At 71.7% G+C, this 20,572-nt stretch carries 24 protein-coding genes; 11 read left to right on the plus strand and 13 right to left on the minus strand.

What is annotated here, in order from left to right; translation table 11 throughout:
* Window positions 1-375: 375 nt before the first annotated feature.
* Window positions 376-1,917 carry a histidine ammonia-lyase gene (gene hutH / locus ACGF3I_RS33975; protein ID WP_393139019.1) on the plus strand — a complete coding sequence of 514 codons (1,542 nt, stop codon included), beginning with the start codon at window positions 376-378 and terminating at the stop codon, window positions 1,915-1,917.
* Window positions 1,918-2,034: 117 nt separating this feature from the next.
* Here hutH and ACGF3I_RS33980 read toward each other — a convergent pair whose 3' ends face one another.
* Window positions 2,035-2,316 carry an LPXTG cell wall anchor domain-containing protein gene (locus ACGF3I_RS33980; protein ID WP_393138969.1) on the minus strand — a complete coding sequence of 94 codons (282 nt, stop codon included), beginning with the start codon at window positions 2,314-2,316 and terminating at the stop codon, window positions 2,035-2,037.
* 107 nt (window positions 2,317-2,423) lie between these two features.
* Here ACGF3I_RS33980 and ACGF3I_RS33985 point away from each other — a divergent pair, with 107 nt between their 5' ends.
* Both ACGF3I_RS33985 and ACGF3I_RS33990 read left to right on the plus strand, forming a co-directional pair.
* Window positions 2,424-2,750 carry a hypothetical protein gene (locus tag ACGF3I_RS33985; RefSeq protein ID WP_393138971.1) on the plus strand — a complete coding sequence of 109 codons (327 nt, stop codon included), beginning with the start codon at window positions 2,424-2,426 and terminating at the stop codon, window positions 2,748-2,750.
* A 239-nt stretch (window positions 2,751-2,989) separates the two neighbouring features.
* Window positions 2,990-4,258 (plus strand): Ig-like domain-containing protein, encoded by a 1,269-nt coding sequence (locus tag ACGF3I_RS33990; protein WP_393138973.1) that lies wholly within the window; start codon window positions 2,990-2,992, stop codon window positions 4,256-4,258.
* A gap of 62 nt (window positions 4,259-4,320) precedes the next feature.
* Here the strand turns inward: ACGF3I_RS33990 and ACGF3I_RS33995 are convergent, their stop codons facing one another.
* The gene (locus tag ACGF3I_RS33995; RefSeq protein ID WP_393138975.1) at window positions 4,321-5,193 is read right to left on the minus strand and encodes a helix-turn-helix domain-containing protein; all 873 of its coding nucleotides are present in this window, start codon (window positions 5,191-5,193) and stop codon (window positions 4,321-4,323) included.
* Window positions 5,194-5,352: 159 nt separating this feature from the next.
* Between ACGF3I_RS33995 and ACGF3I_RS34000 the strand changes: the two genes are divergently transcribed.
* Together ACGF3I_RS34000 and ACGF3I_RS34005 are read left to right on the plus strand one after the other, a co-directional pair.
* Window positions 5,353-6,390 (plus strand): NAD(P)-dependent alcohol dehydrogenase, encoded by a 1,038-nt coding sequence (locus ACGF3I_RS34000; protein ID WP_393138977.1) that lies wholly within the window; start codon window positions 5,353-5,355, stop codon window positions 6,388-6,390.
* A gap of 175 nt (window positions 6,391-6,565) precedes the next feature.
* Window positions 6,566-6,919 carry a DUF1330 domain-containing protein gene (locus tag ACGF3I_RS34005; RefSeq protein ID WP_393138979.1) on the plus strand — a complete coding sequence of 118 codons (354 nt, stop codon included), beginning with the start codon at window positions 6,566-6,568 and terminating at the stop codon, window positions 6,917-6,919.
* 38 nt (window positions 6,920-6,957) lie between these two features.
* Here ACGF3I_RS34005 and ACGF3I_RS34010 read toward each other — a convergent pair whose 3' ends face one another.
* From ACGF3I_RS34010 to ACGF3I_RS34025, 4 genes are all read right to left on the minus strand, one after another.
* Window positions 6,958-7,539, minus strand: coding sequence for a DUF4291 domain-containing protein (locus tag ACGF3I_RS34010; RefSeq protein WP_393138981.1), 582 nt, complete (start codon window positions 7,537-7,539; stop codon window positions 6,958-6,960).
* A gap of 50 nt (window positions 7,540-7,589) precedes the next feature.
* On the minus strand, window positions 7,590-7,793 hold the full coding sequence (locus ACGF3I_RS34015) for a hypothetical protein (protein WP_393138983.1): 204 nt from the start codon (window positions 7,791-7,793) through the stop codon (window positions 7,590-7,592).
* A gap of 129 nt (window positions 7,794-7,922) precedes the next feature.
* Window positions 7,923-8,582 carry a peptide-methionine (S)-S-oxide reductase MsrA gene (msrA, locus tag ACGF3I_RS34020; protein WP_393138985.1) on the minus strand — a complete coding sequence of 220 codons (660 nt, stop codon included), beginning with the start codon at window positions 8,580-8,582 and terminating at the stop codon, window positions 7,923-7,925.
* An 82-nt stretch (window positions 8,583-8,664) separates the two neighbouring features.
* Window positions 8,665-9,774 (minus strand): hypothetical protein, encoded by a 1,110-nt coding sequence (locus tag ACGF3I_RS34025; RefSeq protein WP_393138987.1) that lies wholly within the window; start codon window positions 9,772-9,774, stop codon window positions 8,665-8,667.
* A 70-nt stretch (window positions 9,775-9,844) separates the two neighbouring features.
* On the opposite strand from ACGF3I_RS34025, the gene ACGF3I_RS34030 reads away from it, so the two are divergent.
* Window positions 9,845-10,999, plus strand: a complete 1,155-nt coding sequence (locus ACGF3I_RS34030; protein WP_393138988.1) for a cystathionine gamma-synthase — start codon at window positions 9,845-9,847, stop codon at window positions 10,997-10,999.
* Between the two features lie 36 nt (window positions 11,000-11,035).
* On the opposite strand, the gene ACGF3I_RS34035 is transcribed toward ACGF3I_RS34030, so the two are convergent.
* From ACGF3I_RS34035 to ACGF3I_RS34045, 3 genes are read right to left on the minus strand one after another with little or no spacing between them, the layout of a single operon-like run.
* Window positions 11,036-11,290, minus strand: a complete 255-nt coding sequence (locus tag ACGF3I_RS34035) for a hypothetical protein (RefSeq protein WP_393138990.1) — start codon at window positions 11,288-11,290, stop codon at window positions 11,036-11,038.
* Complete coding sequence (locus tag ACGF3I_RS34040) at window positions 11,287-11,901, minus strand: sigma factor-like helix-turn-helix DNA-binding protein (RefSeq protein ID WP_393138992.1); 615 nt, start codon at window positions 11,899-11,901, stop codon at window positions 11,287-11,289. The genes ACGF3I_RS34035 and ACGF3I_RS34040 overlap by 4 nt, the downstream gene beginning before the upstream one ends.
* A 33-nt stretch (window positions 11,902-11,934) precedes the next feature.
* Window positions 11,935-12,438, minus strand: a complete 504-nt coding sequence (locus tag ACGF3I_RS34045; protein WP_393138994.1) for a MarR family winged helix-turn-helix transcriptional regulator — start codon at window positions 12,436-12,438, stop codon at window positions 11,935-11,937.
* A 155-nt stretch (window positions 12,439-12,593) separates the two neighbouring features.
* Here ACGF3I_RS34045 and ilvA point away from each other — a divergent pair, with 155 nt between their 5' ends.
* The 3 genes from ilvA (at window position 12,594) to ACGF3I_RS34060 (ending at window position 15,840) form a co-directional block, all read left to right on the plus strand.
* Window positions 12,594-13,823, plus strand: coding sequence for a threonine ammonia-lyase (gene ilvA / locus ACGF3I_RS34050; protein WP_393138996.1), 1,230 nt, complete (start codon window positions 12,594-12,596; stop codon window positions 13,821-13,823).
* Window positions 13,824-13,990: 167 nt separating this feature from the next.
* Window positions 13,991-14,998, plus strand: coding sequence for an ATP-binding cassette domain-containing protein (locus ACGF3I_RS34055; protein WP_393138998.1), 1,008 nt, complete (start codon window positions 13,991-13,993; stop codon window positions 14,996-14,998).
* Window positions 14,995-15,840 carry an ABC transporter permease gene (locus ACGF3I_RS34060; protein WP_393139000.1) on the plus strand — a complete coding sequence of 282 codons (846 nt, stop codon included), beginning with the start codon at window positions 14,995-14,997 and terminating at the stop codon, window positions 15,838-15,840. Before ACGF3I_RS34055 ends, ACGF3I_RS34060 begins: the two co-directional genes overlap by 4 nt.
* Before the next feature lie 67 nt (window positions 15,841-15,907).
* Here the strand turns inward: ACGF3I_RS34060 and greA are convergent, their stop codons facing one another.
* Window positions 15,908-16,405 carry a transcription elongation factor GreA gene (greA, locus tag ACGF3I_RS34065; protein WP_100574820.1) on the minus strand — a complete coding sequence of 166 codons (498 nt, stop codon included), beginning with the start codon at window positions 16,403-16,405 and terminating at the stop codon, window positions 15,908-15,910.
* 227 nt (window positions 16,406-16,632) lie between these two features.
* Entirely contained in the window at window positions 16,633-17,034 is a 402-nt protein-coding gene (locus ACGF3I_RS34070; protein WP_393139002.1) for a DUF4307 domain-containing protein, read from the minus strand.
* Between the two features lie 127 nt (window positions 17,035-17,161).
* Here ACGF3I_RS34070 and mca point away from each other — a divergent pair, with 127 nt between their 5' ends.
* Together mca and ACGF3I_RS34080 are read left to right on the plus strand one after the other, a co-directional pair.
* Window positions 17,162-18,043 (plus strand): mycothiol conjugate amidase Mca, encoded by an 882-nt coding sequence (gene mca / locus ACGF3I_RS34075; RefSeq protein WP_393139004.1) that lies wholly within the window; start codon window positions 17,162-17,164, stop codon window positions 18,041-18,043.
* The gene (locus ACGF3I_RS34080; protein ID WP_393139006.1) at window positions 18,036-18,311 is read left to right on the plus strand and encodes a hypothetical protein; all 276 of its coding nucleotides are present in this window, start codon (window positions 18,036-18,038) and stop codon (window positions 18,309-18,311) included. The genes mca and ACGF3I_RS34080 overlap by 8 nt, the downstream gene beginning before the upstream one ends.
* Before the next feature lie 22 nt (window positions 18,312-18,333).
* Here the strand turns inward: ACGF3I_RS34080 and ACGF3I_RS34085 are convergent, their stop codons facing one another.
* Both ACGF3I_RS34085 and ACGF3I_RS34090 read right to left on the minus strand, forming a co-directional pair.
* The gene (locus tag ACGF3I_RS34085) at window positions 18,334-19,290 is read right to left on the minus strand and encodes a hypothetical protein (RefSeq protein ID WP_393139008.1); all 957 of its coding nucleotides are present in this window, start codon (window positions 19,288-19,290) and stop codon (window positions 18,334-18,336) included.
* On the minus strand, window positions 19,287-20,570 hold the full coding sequence (locus tag ACGF3I_RS34090; RefSeq protein ID WP_393139010.1) for a CHAT domain-containing protein: 1,284 nt from the start codon (window positions 20,568-20,570) through the stop codon (window positions 19,287-19,289). The genes ACGF3I_RS34085 and ACGF3I_RS34090 overlap by 4 nt, the downstream gene beginning before the upstream one ends.
* Window positions 20,571-20,572 lie beyond the last annotated feature (2 nt).

Below are 20,572 nucleotides of genomic sequence, written 5' to 3' on the forward strand. Positions count from 1 at the left end.
TCAGCCCGTCCGGCGTTTGAGGACGAGCGCCGTTCAGGCGCGATCGGGGTTCGGGGCGGAGCCCCGAGCAGGGGTGCAGGGGGCGGAGCCCCCGCCGGGGTTCGAGGGGCGGAGCCCCTCAGTGGGTCTGGGGCGCAGCCCCAGGGGCCGAACCCTCCAACCCCCCGCACGGGCGGGTGGGCGGGCAAACCCCCGGGGGTCTGGGGCAAACCCCCAGGGGCCGGGCCTATCCGACCCCCTGCACGGGCGGGCGGGTGGGCAAGCGCCCCCGGGGCCCGGGGCGGAGCCCCGGAGGGTGGTCGGGTCGGCCCGGTCCGGGTGGGTGCTCAGCTAGTGACATGAGGGGATTCAATCCGTAGGGTGCTGAATATGGATATGCACACTGTCGTGGTGGGGACCTCCGGGACCACCCCCGAGGACGTCATCGCCGTGGCCCGCGCCAACGCGAAGGTCGAGCTCTCCGCGGAGGCGCTCGCCGCCCTGGCCCGGGCGCGCGAGATCGTCGACGCGCTGGCCGCCAAGCCGGAGCCGGTGTACGGCGTCTCCACCGGCTTCGGTGCCCTGGCCTCCCGGCACATCAGCCCCGAACTCCGCGCCCAGCTCCAGCGCAACATCGTGCGCTCGCACGCCGCCGGCATGGGTCCGCGCGTGGAGCGCGAGGTCGTGCGCGCGCTGATGTTCCTGCGCCTGAAGACCGTGGCCTCCGGCCACACGGGAGTGCGCCCCTCCGTCGCGCAGACCATGGCCGACGTGCTCAACGCGGGCATCACCCCGGTCGTCCACGAGTACGGCTCGCTCGGCTGCTCCGGCGACCTCGCGCCGCTGTCGCACTGCGCCCTGACCCTGATGGGCGAGGGCGACGCGGAGGGCCCCGACGGTGTCGTGAAGCCCGCAGGCGAGCTGCTCGCCGCGGCCGGCATCGAGCCGGTCGAGCTGCGCGAGAAGGAGGGCCTCGCCCTCCTCAACGGCACCGACGGCATGCTCGGCATGCTGTGCATGGCCATCGCCGACCTGAAGAAGCTCTACACCTCCGCCGACATCACGGCGGCCCTGTCCCTCGAAGCGCTCCTCGGCACCGACAAGGTCCTCGCGCCCGAGCTGCACGCCATCCGCCCCCACCCCGGCCAGGGCGCGTCCGCCGCCAACATGCTGGCCGTGCTGGAGGGTTCGGGGCTCACGGGCCATTTCCAGGAGGAGGAGGCGCCGCGCGTCCAGGACGCGTATTCGGTGCGCTGCGCCCCCCAGGTCAACGGCGCCGGCCGCGACACCATCGCGTACGCCCTGACCGTCGCCGAGCGCGAGCTGGCCGCCGCCGTCGACAACCCGGTGGTGCTTCCCGACGGCCGCGTGGAGTCCAACGGCAACTTCCACGGCGCCCCGGTCGCCTACGTCCTGGACTTCCTGGCCATCGTCGCCGCCGACCTCGGCTCGATCGCCGAGCGCCGCACCGACCGCCTGCTCGACAAGAACCGCAGCCACGGCCTGCCGCCGTTCCTGGCCGACGACGCCGGCGTGGACTCGGGCCTGATGATCGCCCAGTACACCCAGGCCGCCCTGGTCAGCGAGATGAAGCGGCTCGCGGTACCCGCCTCCGCCGACTCCATCCCGTCCTCCGCCATGCAGGAGGACCACGTCTCCATGGGCTGGTCGGCCGCGCGCAAGCTGCGCACCTCCGTCGACAACCTGACCCGCATCATCGCCGTCGAGCTGTACGCGGCGACCCGCGGCATCGAGCTGCGCAAGGGCCTCACCCCGGCGCCCGCCTCGCAGGCCGCCATCGCCGCGGCCCGCGCGGCCGGCGTCCAGGGCCCCGGCCCCGACCGCTTCCTCGCCCCCGACCTGGCCGCCGCCGACGCCTTCGTGCGCGAGGGCAGGCTGGTGGCCGCCGTCGAGCCGGTGACGGGCCCGCTCGCCTGAGCCACCCCGTCACGACGAAGGGCCGCCCGGGACATCACGTCCCGGGCGGCCCTTCGTGCGGATGCCGCCGACGCCCTCAACCTCCGTACGGATACGGCCTGTTGGCGGGCGCCGCGGTCAGCAGAGGCGCGATCTGCGCACCGAGTACACGACGAACCCCGCCCCCAGGCCCAGGAACAGCGTGCCGCCGACCAGATAGGGGGAGGTGTCCGCGCCGCCGGTGTCCGCGAGGGCGAGGGGGCCCTCGGCGGGGGCGGGAGCGGCGCGGTACGCGGAGCGCGCGGGGGGCGCCGAAGAGTGGTGCTCGTCCGTGGCGTTGGCGGACGGAACGAACCACAGGGCGCAGAGCAGAGTCCCCGCCGCCGTGGCGGTGAGCAGGGGACGACGAGCGACGGACAAGTGAGCGATCCCCTTGCGAGTACGTCGAATTGGCGGGATGCGCTGATGCTAGTGAAAGCAGCGGGTCGTGGGAAAGTCGCGGCCCGCCGGAGCCCTACGCTCCCCGCATGAGCGAAGAAGAGACATCACGGTATGTGCGCCTGCGCGTCGATTTGGTCCTGGAGATCGAGGACGCGGGCGAGTTGGCCGAGGCCGCCCTCGCCCGCATCGCCGAGGACCCGGCCATGCGGCCCGAGGAACGTACGCATGCCGAGGCCGCGGTACGGGAAGACGGAGCGGAGGCCCTCGCCTACCTGGTCGACCCGGTCGACCTGGTGGAGGCGCTGCCGGGCGCGGAGCTGGTCCAGGCCTCGTGGAGCAGCGAGCGCGTCGGCTACGACCCCGACGACGAGGAGTGGGACGTGGACGAGGAAGACAGCAACGACGAGGACTGACCGCACCGGCCGGGCCGGCCGCCACCACGGCCGGCCACGGCGGAGGACGACCACGGAACGGGTTCGCCGGGTGGACCGGGGACGGGGGTCGGAGCGGGCGGACGGCACCTTTCGGTGATCTTGTCCGTCCCGCCCCGTCCCGTCCTCGGACGCGTGGTGTGCCCCACATTCACCCCCACTGCGGAACCGGATCGAGCAGTCTGATGTTCTAGACGTGATGACGTGGGGGGACGGCGACGATGGAGAAGCGTGTGAAGACGGAGAGTAAGCGGCGCAAGCAGGGTCTCGCGGCGGCGTGCGCGGTGCTCGGCGGCGTACTGGTCCTTTCTGCCTGCAACGGCGACGGCGACAAGGGTGCCAAGGCCGACAGCTCGTCCTCGGCGCAGGCGGCGGCGGACAAGGCCGCCGAGAAGGACACCTCGGACGCCAAGATCACCATCACGCCCAAGAACGGCGCCGCCAACGTCGGCATCAACAACGACACCAAGGTCACCGTCGCCGACGGCAAGCTGACCGATGTGACGCTCACCTCGTCCGAGGGCGCCAAGGTCGCCGGCCGGATATCCGCCGACGGGCTGAGCTGGGCGCCCGACAAGCCCCTGAAGCGGTCCGCGACGTACAAGATCACCGCGACCGCGACGGACGCCAAGGGGCGCCAGGCGCACGAGAACACCTCCTTCAGCACCGTCTCGCCGAAGAACAGCTTCATAGGCAACTTCACGCCCGAGGACGGCTCCACCGTCGGCGTGGGCATGCCGGTGTCGATCAACTTCGACAAGGCGATCACCAACAAGAAGGACGTCCAGGCGAAGATCACCGTCTCCTCCAGCAGCGGCCAGGAGGTCGTCGGGCACTGGTTCGGCGCACAGCGCCTGGACTTCCGCCCGCAGGACTACTGGAAGGAGAACTCGACCGTCACCATGAAGATGGACCTGGACGGCGTCCAGGGCGCCAACGGGATCACCGGAGTCCAGGAGAAGACGGTCACCTTCAAGATCGGCCGCAACCAGGTCTCCACCGTCGACGCCAACACCCACACCATGACCGTCACCCAGGACGGCAAGGTCGTGAAGTCCATCCCGATCTCCGCGGGCTCCCCCGAGCACCCGACCTACAACGGCCAGATGGTGATCTCCGAGAAGTACAAGGAGACCCGGATGAACGGCGCCACGGTCGGCTTCACGGACGACGACGGCAAGGGCGAGTACGACATCAAGGACGTGCCGCACGCCATGCGCCTGTCCGCCTCCGGCACCTTCATCCACGGCAACTACTGGGGCGCCAAGTCCATCTTCGGCAGCGCCAACACCAGCCACGGCTGCGTCGGCCTGTCCGACACCAAGGGCGCGGGTGACGACGGCACCTCCGCCGCCTGGTTCTACAACAACTCGATCACCGGTGACATCGTGATCGTCAAGAACTCGCACGACAAGACGGTCCAGCCCGACAACGGCCTCAACGGCTGGAACATGAGCTGGGCGCAGTGGAAGGCCGGCTCCGCCGTCTGATCCGCCGCCACCCGCACCGCGCGCCGCCCGGGAGCCCTTCGGGGCCCCGGGCGGCGTTCGTGTCAGGCCGTGTGCCCCTCGGGCCTGCGCACCGGCTGCTCGGCGCTCCAGCTGCCGAGCAGCCGCAGCGACTCCTCCGACGCCGAGCCCGGCTCGGCGTGGAAGGTGATCAGGGACAGGTCGTGCGCGTCCGGCAGCTTCAGCGTCTCGTACGCGAGCGTCAGCTCGCCCACCACCGGATGCCGCAGCCGCTTCACGCCGTGCCCCTTGTCCGCCACGGTGTGGTCCGCCCACAGCATGCGGAAGTCCTCGCACTTGACCGACAACTCGCCGATCAGCGCGGTCAGTTGAGGGTCGTCCGGATAGCAGCCCGCGCACAGCCGCAGCACGCTCACGGTGTCGACGGCCTTGGCGTGCCAGTCGACGTACAGCGAGCGCGCGGCCGGGTCGAGGAAGACCTGGCGTGCCAAGTTGCGTTCCTGGCGCGGCAGTTGGGACATGTCACCGAACAGCGCCGCCGCCATGCGGTTCCAGCCGAGGATGTCGAGGCGCGCGCCGACGACGTACGCGGGCACGCCCTCCATCGCGTCGATCAGCTGCTGCAGCGCCGGGCGCACCTGCTGGCCGCGCCCGGCCGAGGCGCGCTTCTTCTTCGCCTTGCCCTTGGCCACGTGGGTCAGATGGTCCTGCTCGATGTCGTTCAGGCGCAGCGCCCGCCCGATCGCCTCCAGGACCTCCACCGAGACGTTCTGCGCGTTGCCCTGCTCAAGACGCGTGTAGTACGCCACCGACACCCCGGCCAGCTGCGCCAGCTCCTCCCGGCGCAGCCCCGGCACCCGGCGGTGCCGCCCGTGGTCGGGCAGCCCCACGTCCTCCGGCTTCAGGCGGGCCCGGCGGGAGCGGAGGAATTCGCTGAGTTCGGCACGCTGGTCCATGACACCCCAGTATCCGCGACCCCCGACCCGGTCGTACGACCCGGAGCCTGACCCTGTCAGTGGTACGCACGCTGGTCGTAGGCAGAACAGGGGCCTGGGTGACCAGGGAGAACCGGGGCACCCTGGACGCGTACCCCGAAGATCTGAGGAGACCGGCACATGACCACCGTCGCCGCCTACGCAGCCCCCGCCGCCAAGGCTCCCCTGGAGCGCACCACCATCGAGCGCCGCCCGGTGGGCCCGAACGACGTGCTCATCGAGATCAAGTACGCCGGAATCTGCCACTCCGACATCCACCAGGCCACCGAGGGCTGGGGCGAGGCCATCTTCCCGATGGTGCCCGGCCACGAGATAGCCGGTGTGATCACCGAGGTCGGCTCGGCAGTCACCGCGTTCCGGGTCGGTGACCGCGCCGGCGTCGGCTGCTTCGTCGACTCCTGCGGCGTCTGCGAGGCCTGCACGTCCGGCCAGAACCAGTTCTGCCAGGACGGCGTCTCGACGTACAACTCGATCGGCCGGGACGGCAAGCCCGCCTACGGCGGCTACTCCACCCACATCGTCGTGGACGCCGACCACACCCTGCGCATCCCCGACGGCATCGCGCTGGACGTGGCGGCCCCGCTGCTGTGCGCCGGCATCACCCTGTACTCGCCGCTCAAGCGCTGGCAGGCCGGCCCCGGCCGGAAGGTCGCCATCCTCGGGCTCGGCGGCCTCGGCCACATGGGCGTGAAGATCGCACACGCCATGGGCGCCGAGGTGACCGTGCTCAGCCAGACGCTGCGCAAGCAGGACGACGGCCTCAAGCTGGGCGCCGACCACTACTACGCGACCAGCGACGAGGAGACCTTCAAGCGTCTCGCGGGCACCTTCGACCTCATCGTCTCCACCGTCTCCGCCCCTCTCGACCTGGGCGCCTACCTCGCGCTGCTCAAGACCGGCGGGGCGTTCGTGAACGTGGGCGCCCCCGAGGAGCCGAACTCGCTCAACATGTTCGGCCTCATCGGCGGCAACAAGATCCTGGCCGGTTCGATGATCGGCAGCATCGCCGAGACGCAGGAGATGCTCGACTTCTGCGCCGAGCACCACCTGGGCGCCGAGATCGAGCTGATCCGCGCGGACCAGATCAACGAGGCGTACGAGCGGGTCCAGGCCAGCGACGTGCGCTACCGCTTCGTGATCGACACCGCGACGATCTGACCCCACCGCCCCGCCCGAACGGCCCCTGAGGACCCCCGCCTCCGGGGCCGTTCCCCTGCCCGGGCCCGCGTGGTCCCCGCGCCCTTACCCCGGAGGTAATCGACCCGGCCCGGCGGCCCCGGGCACGATCGGACCGTTCGCAAGCGAGCACGGCACCGACCACCGGGAGGACCCCATGACCGCCTACGCCATCGCCAACCTCCGCCCGGCCGGTGGGCGTCCGCCGCACGAGGACGTCTTCGTGTACATGGAGCGCATCCAGTCCACCCTGGATCCCTTCGGCGGCCGTTTCCTGGTCCACAACGCGCCGCTGGACGTCCGCGAGGGGGAGTGGCCCCACGCGCTCGTGATCATCGAGTTCCCGACGATGGACAAGGCCCGGGCCTGGTACGACTCGCCGGACTACCAGGCCCTGATCCCGCTGCGCGCCGACCACATTCCCGGTGACCTGGTCCTGGTGGACGGCGTGGGCCCGGCGTACGACCCGGCTCGAACGGCCGCGATGCTGCGGGCGGCGTCGTCGGTGTAGAACCCGAACGGAGCCGCTGGGCGGGAGGGGGCTCCCGCCTACGCGGCGGCCGGGAGCCCGGAGTAGACCCGCTCCACGGGCAGCAAGGTGCGGGCGGCGTCGAGGCGGCCGTCGCGTACGAGGGCGTGCACGCGGTGGGCGAGCGGGGTCACATCGCGGATGCCGACGATCCACTCGTCCGCGTACCGCCGCACCGCCTCCCCGGCGAGGCCGAGCTGGAGCGAGCGGTACGGCAGGGGCCGCAGGTGCAGGTCACGCTCGGGGTCCCACTGCACCCTGGCCGGCGCACGCCTCAACTCCCGCTTCCAGAAGGCCGGTTCGCCGACCTCGCGCTCGTACTGCGACAGGCAGGCATGGGCGAGCGCCCAGTCGAACCCGTCCCGCCGTATGTCGACGGCCAGCACGGTCCGCTGCCCCTCCTTGGTGCCCCAGCCCGAGCGGTACATCATCCACAGGAACGACGGCTTGACCCAGGTCATCCGCTCCCGCTTCCAGGCCGCGGGAAACCGCCCGTCCCGGGCGGCGGGCAGCCCGATCGCCGGGTCGTACGCCTGGTAGACGGTGATGGTGGACGGGGTGTGCAGGGCGCGGATCCGGTGCCGGGCCGATGGCTCTTCCATGTGCTGAGCCTGGCCCGCCCGGGCCGGGCGAGCCAGCGAATATCGGGGTCTCAGAGGCGGTGGCGGCCCCGGTGGGGGTGGTGGCGGATGGCGACGCTGGCGTCGGTCGCCGCCGAGAGGTCACCGCGCTGCCACGCCGCACGCCGTCGTACGACCAGCTCCGCGCAGACCCGGCACCCCTTCGCGGGCTGCGGGGGCGCGTGGGGGAGTGCCAGATGCACCGGGTCGCCCATCGTGGTCCTGGGATCGCTCATGTCTGCCGCCTTTCGGGCCGGATCGCTGTCGGGGGCCATTGAGCCCCGATCCGGCCCGCCGTCCGGCCGTCCCACGCGCAACGTCACCCCTGCACGGGGCGGCCGTACTCCAGGAAGCCCAGGGGCGCCCTACGCCTTGGCCACGCCGATCGGGCAGGAGACGCCGGTGCCGCCGATCCCGCAGTAGCCCGCCGGGTTCTTGTCCAGGTACTGCTGGTGGTACGGCTCGGCGGGGTAGAACGGGCGGCCTTCCGCGGGCAGCAGCTCCGTGGTGATGGTGCCGTGGCCCGAGGCCGTCAGCACGCTCTGGTAGGCATCGCGGGAGGCCTGGGCCGTGGCGGCCTGGGCGGGGGTGTGGGTGTGGATCGCGGAGCGGTACTGCGTGCCCACGTCGTTGCCCTGGCGGAAGCCCTGCGTCGGGTCGTGGTTCTCCCAGAACACCTTCAGGAGCTGCTCGTAGGAGACCACCGCCGGGTCGAACACCACCCGGACCGCCTCGGTGTGCCCGGTCAGGCCCGAGCAGACCTCCTCGTACGCCGGGTTCTCGGTGCTGCCGCCCTGGTAGCCGGCCAGCGTCGTCCAGACCCCGGGGGTCTGCCAGAACTTGCGCTCGGCGCCCCAGAAACAGCCCATCGCGAAGTCCGCGACCTCGAAGCCCTCGGGGTAGGGGCCGGCCAGGGGGTTGCCCAGGACCGTGTGCCGGGAGGGCAGGGTGAATTCGGGCTCCGGGCGTCCCTTGAGGGCCTGCTCGGGGGTGGGCAGCTCGGGCGTACGGCGGCCGAAGATCATCGGGGCTCCTCGGAAGGAAGGGTGGATGCCTAGGGGGAACGCACGGGGGCGCCCGGAGATTCCGGGGACGCCCGGCCGTGCCCTACGGCCTGTGCAGCGTCGCGGGGCTGCCGCCGTTCGCCTCGTAACCGGCCACCGCCAGGGCCCGGCACAGGGTGTAGCTCGCCGCCGGATCCTCCGTGAGCGTCCAGGGCAGCGCGCCCACATGGCCGTCCAGGGCCACGAACTGCTCCATCGCCTCGGCCCAGCGCTCCGCGCGCACCAGGAAGGAGACCAGCAGATGGCGGACCAGCGGCAGCACCGGGTCGTCCGGGCGGGCCTGGTGGACGGCGTGCAGGGCGCCCTCCATCGCGCGGCTCACCACCGCCGTGCGGTGGAAGTCGCTGACCAGGACCACGTCCGGGACGTGCTCGTGGAGCGCGAAGAGCGGCAGCGCCGAGAGCAGGGAGCCCTTCGGGGCGCGGGCGGCGGCGGCCGTCGCGAACTCGTCGGCCTGCGCCCGCGAACCGTGCCACTTCTCGCAGTGGTAGTGCAGGGCCGCCAGATGCGCGCCCATGTGGTGCGGGGCGCGGTCGAGCACGGCGGCCCACAGGCGGTCGAACTCCGGCCGGGGGTAGGCGAGTCCGCGCGCGACCGCGAGTTCGACGACGTACGGGACCGGGTCGCCCGGCGCGAGCAGTGCGGCCTCGGCGCAGAGCGAGCGGGCCTCCTCCAGGATGATGCGGAAGTCGTCCCGGCCCGCCGACGAGGACCGCCAGGCCTGCTGGACCAGGAACTCGGCGTGCACCTGCGCCCCGCCCGCGTCCTTGGGCGCCTCCGAGCGCCAGGAGCGCAGCCAGGCCCCGCCCACACCGGGGCGCTGGGCCAGTTCGAGCGAGGCCGCGCCCGCGAAGGCCTGCACGCGCTGCCACCGGCGCTCACCCTCCTTGGGCGTCTCGGCGAGCAGCCGCTGGGCGGGCTTGTGGTCCTGAGTCTGCTGCACGACCGCCAGCACGTCGAGGAGGTCCTGGTCGGGCCCGGGCAGCCGCACGTCGAGCTCCTCCTGGAGCGCGAAGCCGTACGCCGACGGGTCCGCCGCGTCGGGTGCGCCCGGGCGCGAGAGCCGGATGCCGCCGGCGCCCCGGCGGAACACGAACCGGCTGAGGATCGCGACGAGCATGCACAGCGCGAGCAGGGTCCACAGAATCTCCATGTCCTCCAGCGAACCAGACGGCGCCCGGATATGACGAACCCGGCGAGCCGACGAACTAGGCTCTGGACCCATGAGCCACGAGCACCTCGACAAGAGCTTCGAGACCATCGCGATCCACGCCGGCAACACCGCGGATCCGCTGACCGGCGCGGTCGTACCCCCGATCTACCAGGTCTCCACGTACAAGCAGGACGGCGTCGGCGGGCTGCGCGGCGGCTACGAGTACAGCCGCAGCGCCAACCCGACGCGGACCGCCCTCGAAGAGAACCTGGCGGCCCTGGAAGGCGGCCGCCGCGGTCTGGCCTTCGCCTCGGGCCTCGCCGCCGAGGACTGCCTGCTGCGTACGCTGCTCGCGCCCGGCGACCACGTGGTGATCCCGAACGACGCCTACGGCGGCACCTTCCGCCTGTTCGCGAAGGTCGTCTCGCGCTGGGGCGTGGAGTGGTCCGTGGCCGACACCTCCGACCCGGCCGCGGTGCGCGAGGCGATCACCGAGCGCACCAAGGTCGTCTGGGTCGAGACGCCCTCCAACCCGCTGCTCGGCATCACCGACATCGCGGCCGTCGCCGAGGTCGCCTCCGCCGCCGGCGCCAAGCTCGTCGTGGACAACACCTTCGCGAGCCCCTACCTCCAGCAGCCGCTCTCGCTCGGCGCGGACGTCGTGGTGCACTCGCTGACGAAGTACATGGGCGGGCACTCCGACGTGGTGGGCGGCGCGCTGATCGCCAACTCGGCCGAGATCGGCGAGGAGTTGGCGTACCACCAGAACGCGATGGGCGCGGTCGCCGGCCCCTTCGACTCCTGGCTGGTGCTGCGCGGCATCAAGACGCTCCCCGTCCGCATGGACCGGCACAGCGAGAACGCGGGCAGGGTCGCCGAGATGCTGTCCCGGCACGCCAAGGTCTCCCACGTCCTGTACCCGGGGCTGCCCGAGCACCCGGGCCACGACGTCGCGGCCAAGCAGATGCGGGCCTTCGGCGGCATGGTCTCCTTCCGCGTCCAGGGCGGCGAGCAGGCGGCGGTGGAGGTCTGCAACCGGACGAAGCTGTTCACGCTCGGCGAGTCGCTCGGCGGCGTCGAGTCGCTGATCGAGCACCCCGGCCGCATGACGCACGCCAGCGTCGCGGGTTCCGCCCTCGAAGTCCCGGCGGACCTGGTGCGCGTCTCGGTGGGCATCGAGAACGCGGACGACCTGCTCGCCGACCTCCAGCAGGCGCTGGCCTGACTCTGCGGGGGCGGACGGCTCGCTCCCGTACGGGGGTCAGAGCCCGTCGACGGGTGGCGTCACCGTGGACGGTGGCGTCACCCACGGCTGGGCCATCGAGGCCCAGACCAGGAAGACGATCACCCCGGCCGCCAGGAGCAGCCACAGCAGGCGGCGCACGACGCGCCGCCTGTGGAGCATCCGCAGCCCCAACTCGACCGCCTGGGCGGCCAGTTCGGCGGGCACGGCCGGGTGGGCGCCGCCTTCGAGCAGCCGGCGGACCTCGGCGGTCTTGCGGTCGGGCGCGCTCACCGGAGAGCCCGCGATCCCGTGGGGCCCACCGACTTGGCGCCGGCCGCGCCGAGGGCGGCGGGCGGGCCCGGAGCGGCGGGCGCGGCCGGGGCGGGGGCCGTGCCGGGGGCGGCGGGCGTGTTCGGGCCGGTGACAGCGGCCGGCGGCGGGGCGCTGCGCATCGCCGTGACCGCCCGGGTGCAGATCGCCCGCACCCGGTCCACCGGCAGCCCGACCAGCGCCGCCGTCTGCTCCTCGGCGACCCCCTCGTACAGCCGCAGCACCAGGATGAGGCGCTCCTGCGGGGTCAGCCGCGCGAGCAGTCCCGGCTGCGCGGGCGGCCGGGGCAGCCCGGGCACCGCGGGCCGGTGATGGCGCCAGGCGGTCCGGGCGAAACGCGCGGCGAGTTCCTGGCGGGCACTGTCGTACGGGTCCTCGCCGCGCAGCCGGTGCCAGCGGGCGTACGTCTCGGCGAGGGCGCCGGTCAGCAGCCGCCGGGCCCGCGGATTGGCGTCGGGGGACTCGGCGGTGAGCAGCGTGGCGGCATGCAGCAGTCTGCCTCCCGCGCCCGCCACGAATGCCTCGAACTCCCGGGTGCGGCGGCGGTGTCGGATCGAAGGCCGCTCGCGCATGGCCTCATAGTGAGGGCAGGCGCGAGCCTCAGGTCAAGAGGTCGGCGCCGACGGTTCCTGCGCGGCGGCCTGACGGGCCGAGAGCGCGGAGTTGAAGCGCGTCAGGAGCGTGCAGAACGACTCCCGCTCGTGCTCCGTCCAGCCCTTGGTGACCTGCGCCATCAGCTCGCGCCGCGAGGAGCGCACCTCTTCGAGGCGGGACTGTCCGCGCGCGGACAGCTGGAGCACGACGGCCCGGCCGTCCTCGGGATGCGAGGTGCGCTTGACCAGGCCGGTGTCGACGAGCGGCGCGACCTGGCGGGTCACCGTCGAGGAGTCGATGCCCATGCCCGCGGCCAGCGCCTTGACCCCCATCGGCCCTTCCAGGTCGAGCCGGTTGAGCAGCAGATACGCGGCCCGGTCCATCGAGTTGCGGACCTGTCCCACGCCGCCGAGCCTCGTCTGCTCTGCACGGCGCGCGAACACGGCCACCTCGTGCTGGAGGGCATCGAGGAGACCGGGGTCAAGCGGAGGAGTCATGTCCTGAACTGGGGGCATGGCCGGGGCTCTCTCGTGCGGGTGTCGGTGTGGTGGGGGACAGAGTACGCGGCCTGGCGCACATACGTACCGGCGGTGCGAAAACCTGTGGACAACTCCCCGGCCGCCCGCCGTCCCCACGACCGCGAGGGGCGTGAGCTGCGAGACTTGCGGTCATGAGCTTCAGTACGTCCGGCCCCCTGCACCACCTCATCCTCGATGACGTCCGCGGCGCGCAGAAGATGCTGTCGGGCGTGGCCCGCGCCACCGCGATGGAGGGATCGCGCCATCTTTCGTCCCTGGTCGGCTCGCCGGTCCACCTCAAGTGCGAGAACCTCCAGCGCACCGGCTCCTTCAAGCTGCGCGGCGCGTACGTGCGGATCGCCGGGCTGCGTCCCGAGGAGCGGGCGGCCGGGGTCGTCGCCGCGAGCGCGGGCAACCACGCGCAGGGCGTGGCGCTCGCCTCGTCGCTGCTGGGCGTGCACGCCACGGTGTTCATGCCGATGGGCGCCCCGCTGCCCAAGGTCGCCGCGACCCGGCACTACGGGGCCGAGGTCATCCTGCGCGGCACGGTCGTCGACGAGACGCTGGCGGCGGCCCAGGCGTACGCGGCCGAGACGGGGGCGGTGTTCATCCACCCCTTCGACCACCAGGACATCATCGCCGGGCAGGGCACGGTGGGCCTGGAGATCCTGGAGCAGTGCCCCGAGGTGCGCACCATCGTCGTCGGCATCGGCGGCGGCGGACTCGCGGCGGGCATCGCGGTCGCGGTGAAGGCGCTGCGGCCCGATGTGCGGATCGTCGGCGTCCAGGCGGCGGCAGCCGCCGCCTACCCGCCCTCGCTCGCCGCCGGACATCCCGTCGCCGTCGACACCGCGCCCACGATGGCCGACGGGATCAAGGTCGGACGTCCGGGCGACATACCGTTCGCGCTGGTCAGCGAGCTGGTGGACGAGGTGCGTACGGTCACCGAGGACGAACTGTCCAGTGCGCTGCTGCTCTGTCTGGAGCGGGCGAAGCTGGTCGTCGAGCCGGCCGGGGCGAGCCCGGTGGCCGCACTGCTCAGCGATCCCCAGGCGTTCCGCGGGCCGGTCGTGGCGGTGCTGTCGGGCGGCAACGTCGACCCGCTCCTGATGCAGCGCATCCTGCGCCACGGCATGTCGGCGGCGGGCCGTTACCTGTCGCTGCGCGTCCGCCTCACCGACCGGCCCGGGGCGCTGGCCTCGCTGCTGGGCGAACTGTCCGTGCTCGATGCCAATGTGCTGGACGTGAGTCACGTACGGACCGATCCCCGGCTCGGGCTCACGGAGGTGGAGGTCGAACTGCACCTGGAGACGAAGGGTCCGGAGCACTGCGCCGAAGTGGCGTCGGCGCTGCGGGAGGCGGGCTACACCGTGCTCGGCTGAGGCCGGGTCCGTGCGGGCGGGCGGGGCGAGAAGAACGTGCCGGACCCGCTGACAGGACGCGATGTATCGCGTTATGGTGTGGCGCGATTGCAGCTCCACCGGGCGCTCTATGCCCGGAAAATCTAGGATTTGTCCAGGAAGTCACACCCACCACTGGGGGTACTCACATGCCAGGCGCCATCTACGCCGAAGGCCTGGTGAAGACGTTCGGCAACGTAACGGCTCTGGACGGCGTGGACCTCGATGTCCCGGAGGGCACGGTCCTCGGCCTGCTCGGCCCCAACGGCGCCGGCAAGACCACCACCGTGCGCGTCCTGACCACCCTGCTCAAGCCCGACCGCGGCACCGCGGTCGTCGCCGGCATCGACGTCCTCAAGCATCCCAACGAAGTCCGCCGCTCCATCGGCCTGTCCGGCCAGTTCGCGGCCGTCGACGAATACCTGACGGGCCGCGAGAACCTCCAGATGGTCGGCCGCCTCTACCAGATGAACGCCAAGGCCGCGAAGGTCCGCGCCGGCGAACTGCTCGACCGCTTCCACCTCGCCGACGCCGCCGACCGCCCCGCCAAGACGTACTCCGGCGGCATGCGCCGCCGCCTCGACCTCGCGGCGGCCCTCGTCGTCTCCCCGCCGGTCATGTTCATGGACGAGCCCACCACCGGCCTCGACCCGCGCAACCGGCAGCAACTGTGGGAAGTGATCCAGGAGTTGGTGGCCGGGGGCACCACCCTGCTGCTCACCACCCAGTACCTCGAAGAGGCCGACCGCCTCGCCCACGACATCGCCGTGGTCGACCAGGGCAAGGTCATCGCCCGCGGCAGCTCCGACCAGCTCAAGGCGCGCACCGGCGGCGAGCGCGTCGAGGTCGTCGTCCACCAGAACGACCAGATGGCCCCGGCCCGCGAGGTGCTCGCCGGCTTCGGCAAGGGCGACGTCAAGGTCGAGGAACACACCCGGCAGCTCACCGTCCCGGTCACCGGCGGCGCCAAGCTGCTCGCCGAGGTCATCCGGGAACTCGACACCAGGGGCGTCGAGATCGACGACATCGGCCTGCGCCGCCCGACCCTCGACGACGTCTTCATCTCGCTGACCGGACACGCGGCCGAGACCCCGAAGGACGACGACGCCGAGCCCGCCGACGGCACCCCCAAGGGACGCAAGGAGACCGCGAAGTGAGCACCCTCACCGGCACGGCGCCCGCACCGCGGGCGGGCGGCGGCATCGGGGGGTCCGTACGGGACTCGCTGGTTGTCGCCAAGCGGAATCTGATCCGGATGACCCGGATTCCCGAAATGGTCATTTTCGGCCTGATTCAGCCCATCATGTTCGTGGTGCTGTTCAGTTACGTCTTCGGCGGCTCGGTCAACATCGGCGGCACCACCAACGCCGGCGCCTACCGCGAGTTCCTGATGGCCGGCATCTTCGCCCAGACCGTCACCTTCGCCACGGCCGGAGCGGGCGCGGGCATCGCCGACGACATGCACAAGGGCCTCATCGACCGCTTCCGTTCGCTGCCGATGGCCCGCGGCGCGGTCCTGACCGGCCGCACGCTCGCCGACCTCGTGCAGACGACGCTCACCGTGGTCGTCCTCGCGGTCGTCGCCCTCCTGGTGGGCTGGCGCATCCACAACGGGGTGCCCAAGATGATCGGCGCGTTCGCGCTGCTGCTTCTGCTCGGGTACGCGTTCTCCTGGATCGGAGCCCTCATCGGGCTGTCCGTGCGCACCCCCGAGGCGGCCACCTCCGGCGGGCTCATCTGGCTCTTCCCCGTCACCTTCGTGTCCAACGCGTTCGTCAACACCTCGGGCATGACGCCCTGGCTGCGCCACATCGCCGAATGGAACCCGTTCAGCGCCACGGTGCAGGCCTGCCGCAAGCTGTTCGGCAACCCGGGCGTGGTCGAGTCCAGCGCCTGGCCGATGCAGCACCCGGTATGGGCCTCGCTGGCCTGGTCGGTCCTGATCATCGTGGTCTTCCGCACCCTCGCGGTCCGCAAGTACCGCTCGGCCACCGCCTGACCGAACGCCAGGACCCCCGGTCGCGCGCGGGCGCGGCCGGGGGTCCTGGCGTGTTGTCGCGGTGGGGTCAGCCGTTGAAGGGGACCGCCGCGAGGATCTTCACCGAGGCCTTCTTGCCGTTGGGCAGCTCGTACTCGGCGTCCTCGCCCACCTTCTTGCCGTTCACGCCCGAGCCGAGCGGCGACTGCGGCGAGTACGTCTCGATCTCGGTCGAGGCGTACTCGCGGGAGGCCATCAGGAACTCCAGGGTGTCGTCCGGGTCGCCGTCGAAGGCGATGGTGACGAGCATGCCGGGGGCCACCACGCCGTCGGCGGCGGGGGCCTCGCCGACCTTGGCGTGTTCCAGGAGCTGGGTCAGCTGGCGCACCCGGAGCTCCATCTTGCCCTGCTCCTCCTTGGCCGCGTGGTACCCGCCGTTCTCCCGGAGGTCACCCTCCTCACGGGCCGCCGCGATCTTGACGGCGATCTCCGTGCGCGCGGGACCAGACAGGTACTCCAGCTCCGCCTTGAGCTGGTTGTACGCCTCCTGGGTCAGCCAGGTGACGTTGTCGCTGGTCTGGGTCACAGGTGCTCCTCGTCGGTACTGGGAATACAAAGCATCGCCCTACCCCCAAGCATGTGCCGTGACGGGTGGGCGAAACCACGAGCCTAACAATTCAGGTGGCCCAGGGGGAGGACATAAACCGCTCAAACTTCATCAACGCAGGTCAGAACCGGTGCGTCGTCAACGTTGATCAGTGGCGTGAGCAGGGCGTGTCCGTCCGGGGCCCGGCGGCCGGACCTCGGTGCCGCTCAGTCGGACTGGCAGCCGACGAGCGCGGCCGCGGTCGCCCGGGACGTCGTGGTGATGGTGACGACCTTGTCGACCTGCTGGACCGGCTCGTCGAACCGGAAGTCGGCCCGGCCCACGTCGTCGCCGCTGGTCTCCTGGGCGCGCAGGGTGCAGGTGCCCTTGGCCTTCTTGTCCTTGGTCACTTCGAGGTGCACCTCGACCGAGGTGTCCGAGACGACCTTGAACTTGATCACCTGGGCGGAGAGCGACTGCCCGCCCACGTAGTCCCAGCCGATCCAGCCGACCACGCCGATGAGCAGGGCGCCGAGCACCGCGCCGACGATCTTCAGCCTGCGGTCCGCGCGCTGGTCCGCCGAGCGCCCGTATCGCGCCGGGGGGTGCTGCTCGCGCACGGCCGCCATGATCGTCCTCCTGCTGGTGGGGGTCTCCGGAATTTTCCGTCCCCCGATTCGGTCACTATAGAAGCCGCCCATTGCGCCGATCACAGAGGGCGCCGAATTCACTTACTGAGTCACCGAGGATCGAGTCTTGACTGAGCAGCTGCGACTGATGGCCGTGCACGCCCACCCCGACGACGAGTCGAGCAAGGGCGCGGCCACCATGGCGAAGTATGTGTCCGAGGGGGTGGACGTGCTGGTCGTGACCTGCACGGGAGGCGAGCGCGGCTCCATCCTCAACCCCAAGCTCCAGGGCGACAAGTACATCGAGGAGCACATCCACGAGGTCCGCAAGCGGGAGATGGACGAGGCGCGCGAGATCCTCGGCGTCCGCCAGGAATGGCTCGGTTTCGTCGACTCCGGGCTCCCCGAGGGCGACCCGCTGCCGCCGCTTCCCGAGGGCTGCTTCGCCCTGGAGGACGTGGACCTCGCGGCCGGGCGCCTGGTGCGCTCCATCCGTCACTTCCGGCCGCAGGTCATCACGACGTACGACGAGAACGGGGGCTACCCGCACCCCGACCACATCATGACGCACAAGATCACGATGGTGGCCTTCGACGGCGCGGCCGACACCGAGCGCTACCCCGAGGCCGAGTTCGGCCCGGCCTTCCAGCCGCAGAAGCTCTACTACAACCAGGGCTTCAACAAGCCGCGCACGCTGGCGCTGCACGAGGCGCTGCTCGCGCGCGGCATGGACTCCCCGTACGGCGAGTGGCTGCAGCGCTGGAAGGAGTTCGAGCGGGCCGAGCGCACGCTGACCACGCATGTTCCGTGCGCGGAGTTCTTCGAGATCCGGGACAAGGCACTGATCGCGCACGCCACGCAGATCGACCCGGACGGCGGCTGGTTCCGCGTTCCGCTGGACCTGCAGAAGGAGGTCTGGCCGACCGAGGAGTACGAGCTCGCCAAGTCGCTCGTCGACACTTCGCTACCCGAGGACGACCTCTTCGCGGGCGTACGCGACAATGCCTGATATGAGCGCAAGCCTGGCAATGACGCACGTGGCCCCGCTGGCCGCGGAGATCAACAATGACAAGGTGACGCCCGGCGTCCTCGGGTTCATCGTCTTCGCGGCACTCGCCCTGGGCGTGTGGATGCTGATGAAGTCGATGAACCGGCACATGCGGAAGGTCGACTTCGAGGAGGCTCCGGACCCGTCGGCGCAGGACGGGGCCGCCAAGAGCCCCGCCGCCAAGACCCCGGCCGCCGCCTCCGCCAAGGGCGCCCCGAAGAACGCCTAACGCTGGCCGGCCGCTCCCGGTCTCAGCGGGAGTGGCCGGCCAGCGACAGCAGCAGATGCGCGGACTCGGCCCGCACGTGGTCGGAGTGCGCGCCGGCGGGTCCGTGTCCGCCGGTGAACACCGCGCCCGCGTCGACACTGACGAACCAGTGGTCGAGTGCGGAGCGCGGATAGGCGGTGTCCGGAGCCAGCATGGCGATGGCCGACACGGGCCGGGGCGCGGTCCCGATGCCCTGGTTCCCCATACCCGCCCGCTGCTCGGCGATCCGGTGCCAGAAGCCGGTGGCGCGGTCCCGCTGGGCGTAGGTGGCCACGACGGGACCGCGCAGGGGTGCCGCGTCGAGCGCGGTGAAGGTCTGCGCGAAGGCGTCGCGCGGAGCCGCCATCTGGAGCAGCAGCATCGAATCCACCGTGAACGGCAGGCCGGCGGGCCCCGGTCGGCTCCAGCCCAGGACGTCCGGCTCCCGCGCCGCCCACTGCACGGCCTCGCACAGGACGCGGCAGCCGAAGGAGTGGCCCACCAGGTGCAGGTACTGGCCGCCGCGTCCGGCCAGGACCCCCTCGCGCGGATCGCCGCGCAGGGTGTCGAGACAGCCGAGCAGTGTGCCGATCACCCGCCCCGCGTGCCCGCCCGGAGCGCTCAGGGCATGGGCGCGGTCCCTGATCCTGCGGTAGCCGCCGAGCAGCGGACCGCTGCGCGAGGGCCAGCGCACCAGGACCGGCCAGGGCGTCCAACGGGCCAGCGCCGGGTAGAGGGCGCGGTGGTCGCGGTACTGGTCCGCGGCGAGCGCGAGCAGGCGCCCGGCGGCGCGCTCGGCCGCCTGCGGCCCGGTCTGCCAGCCGTGGGTGTAGAGAACGATGTCCGTGGCGCCGTGCCGGGGGCGCAGTGCCTCGGCGAAGTGATCGTCGAGACGGTGTGCCGGGACCGGGTGCCCGCCGTCGAGAAGGCGGCCGTTCTCGTCCAGGTCGAGGATCTTCACAGGGGCTCCGGGGTGCGGTCGAGGCGGGCGTCCATGCCGCAGTGCAGTGCGTAGGCGAGCCCGAGCGGGTTGCGGCAGGTGTCGGCGAAGTGCCGTACCAGGGCGTGCACGACGGCGCCCGCGCTCTCCCTGCCGTCCAGATAGCGGGTGACGAAAGCCAGGGCGTATTCGGCGGCGAAAGCCTGGGGCATCGCGATCTGCGGACCGAGGACGCCGCGCGCGCCGTGCTCGATCAGGGCGCGACCCAGATGGGAGTGGTCGCCGTCGCCCCCCGGCGCACCCGCGTGGCAGGCGTTGAGCAGGACGAACGGCTGGAACGGCGTGTGGGCGCCGAAGCCGCGCCGGCGTTCGCGCACCACATGCGCGTCGATGCCGATGCCGTCGCTCAACCGCAGTACCAGGCGCGGGGGTTGGTCGATAACGTGCCTGAAGTCGCCGTGGCACCAGAAGTACATGAGCTGGTCGTCGAGGCCGGGGTCGGCCAGCGCAGTGATCAGTTCGCCGCGGGTGGTGCGCTCCACCAGCTTGGTGCCGCGTGCCAGGGCCGCCGCCACATCATTGGCCCGAGTGAGCCCGCGCCGGTCGATCGCCGTGTCGCGGTTGAGGCTCACCACCGGTACGGCGGGCGCGGCGGGCCTCTCGCCCGCCCAGGGGTAGGAGCCGCCGGTCTGCTCGATCTGGTGGCGGTAGCCGAGGAAGCGCCCGAAGGCGCCCTCGCCCGACCCGCCCGCGGTGGCGGGCAGGGCGAGCATCGGCCAGGGCAGGAAGAGGTCGGAGTCGAAACGGATGCGCAGTGCCCGGCCGCTCAGGGCGTCGGTGAGGTAGCCCCGGATCAACCCGGTCCTGTGGTCCTCGCCGCCGAGCAGCACCTCGAAGAGCAGATCGGCACCCATCAATGCCAACTCGTCCAGAATGCCGTCCAGTTCGGGCTCCGGCTGACCGGTGAGATCCACCAGCATGGTGTAGGGGGCCTCAGGGCGGTCCGGATCGGGCATGCCGTCGGGGTCCAACGGGCGGTGGCCGACGAGGAGTTCCTGCCAAGCGGCGCACAGCCGGGCCGCCGCCGTCCGTACCTCGGCGGGCCGGACCGCGAGGTCGGCCTTGTGCTCGGTCCCCTTCAGGGCCGGCACTCCGGGGCCGTAGAGCCGGGCCCTGATCCGGTCGCCCGCGCACACGTCGAGGCTGACGGTCACATCGGCCGGGGCGGTGTGCAGGCCGGGCAGACGGGTGAAGCCGCGGCTCGGGTCCTGGACGATGCGTACGGGCAGTTCGGTCGGCATCG

The sequence above is a fragment of the Streptomyces sp. NPDC048111 genome, from assembly GCF_043202815.1.
Taxonomy (GTDB): Bacteria; Actinomycetota; Actinomycetes; order Streptomycetales; family Streptomycetaceae; genus Streptomyces.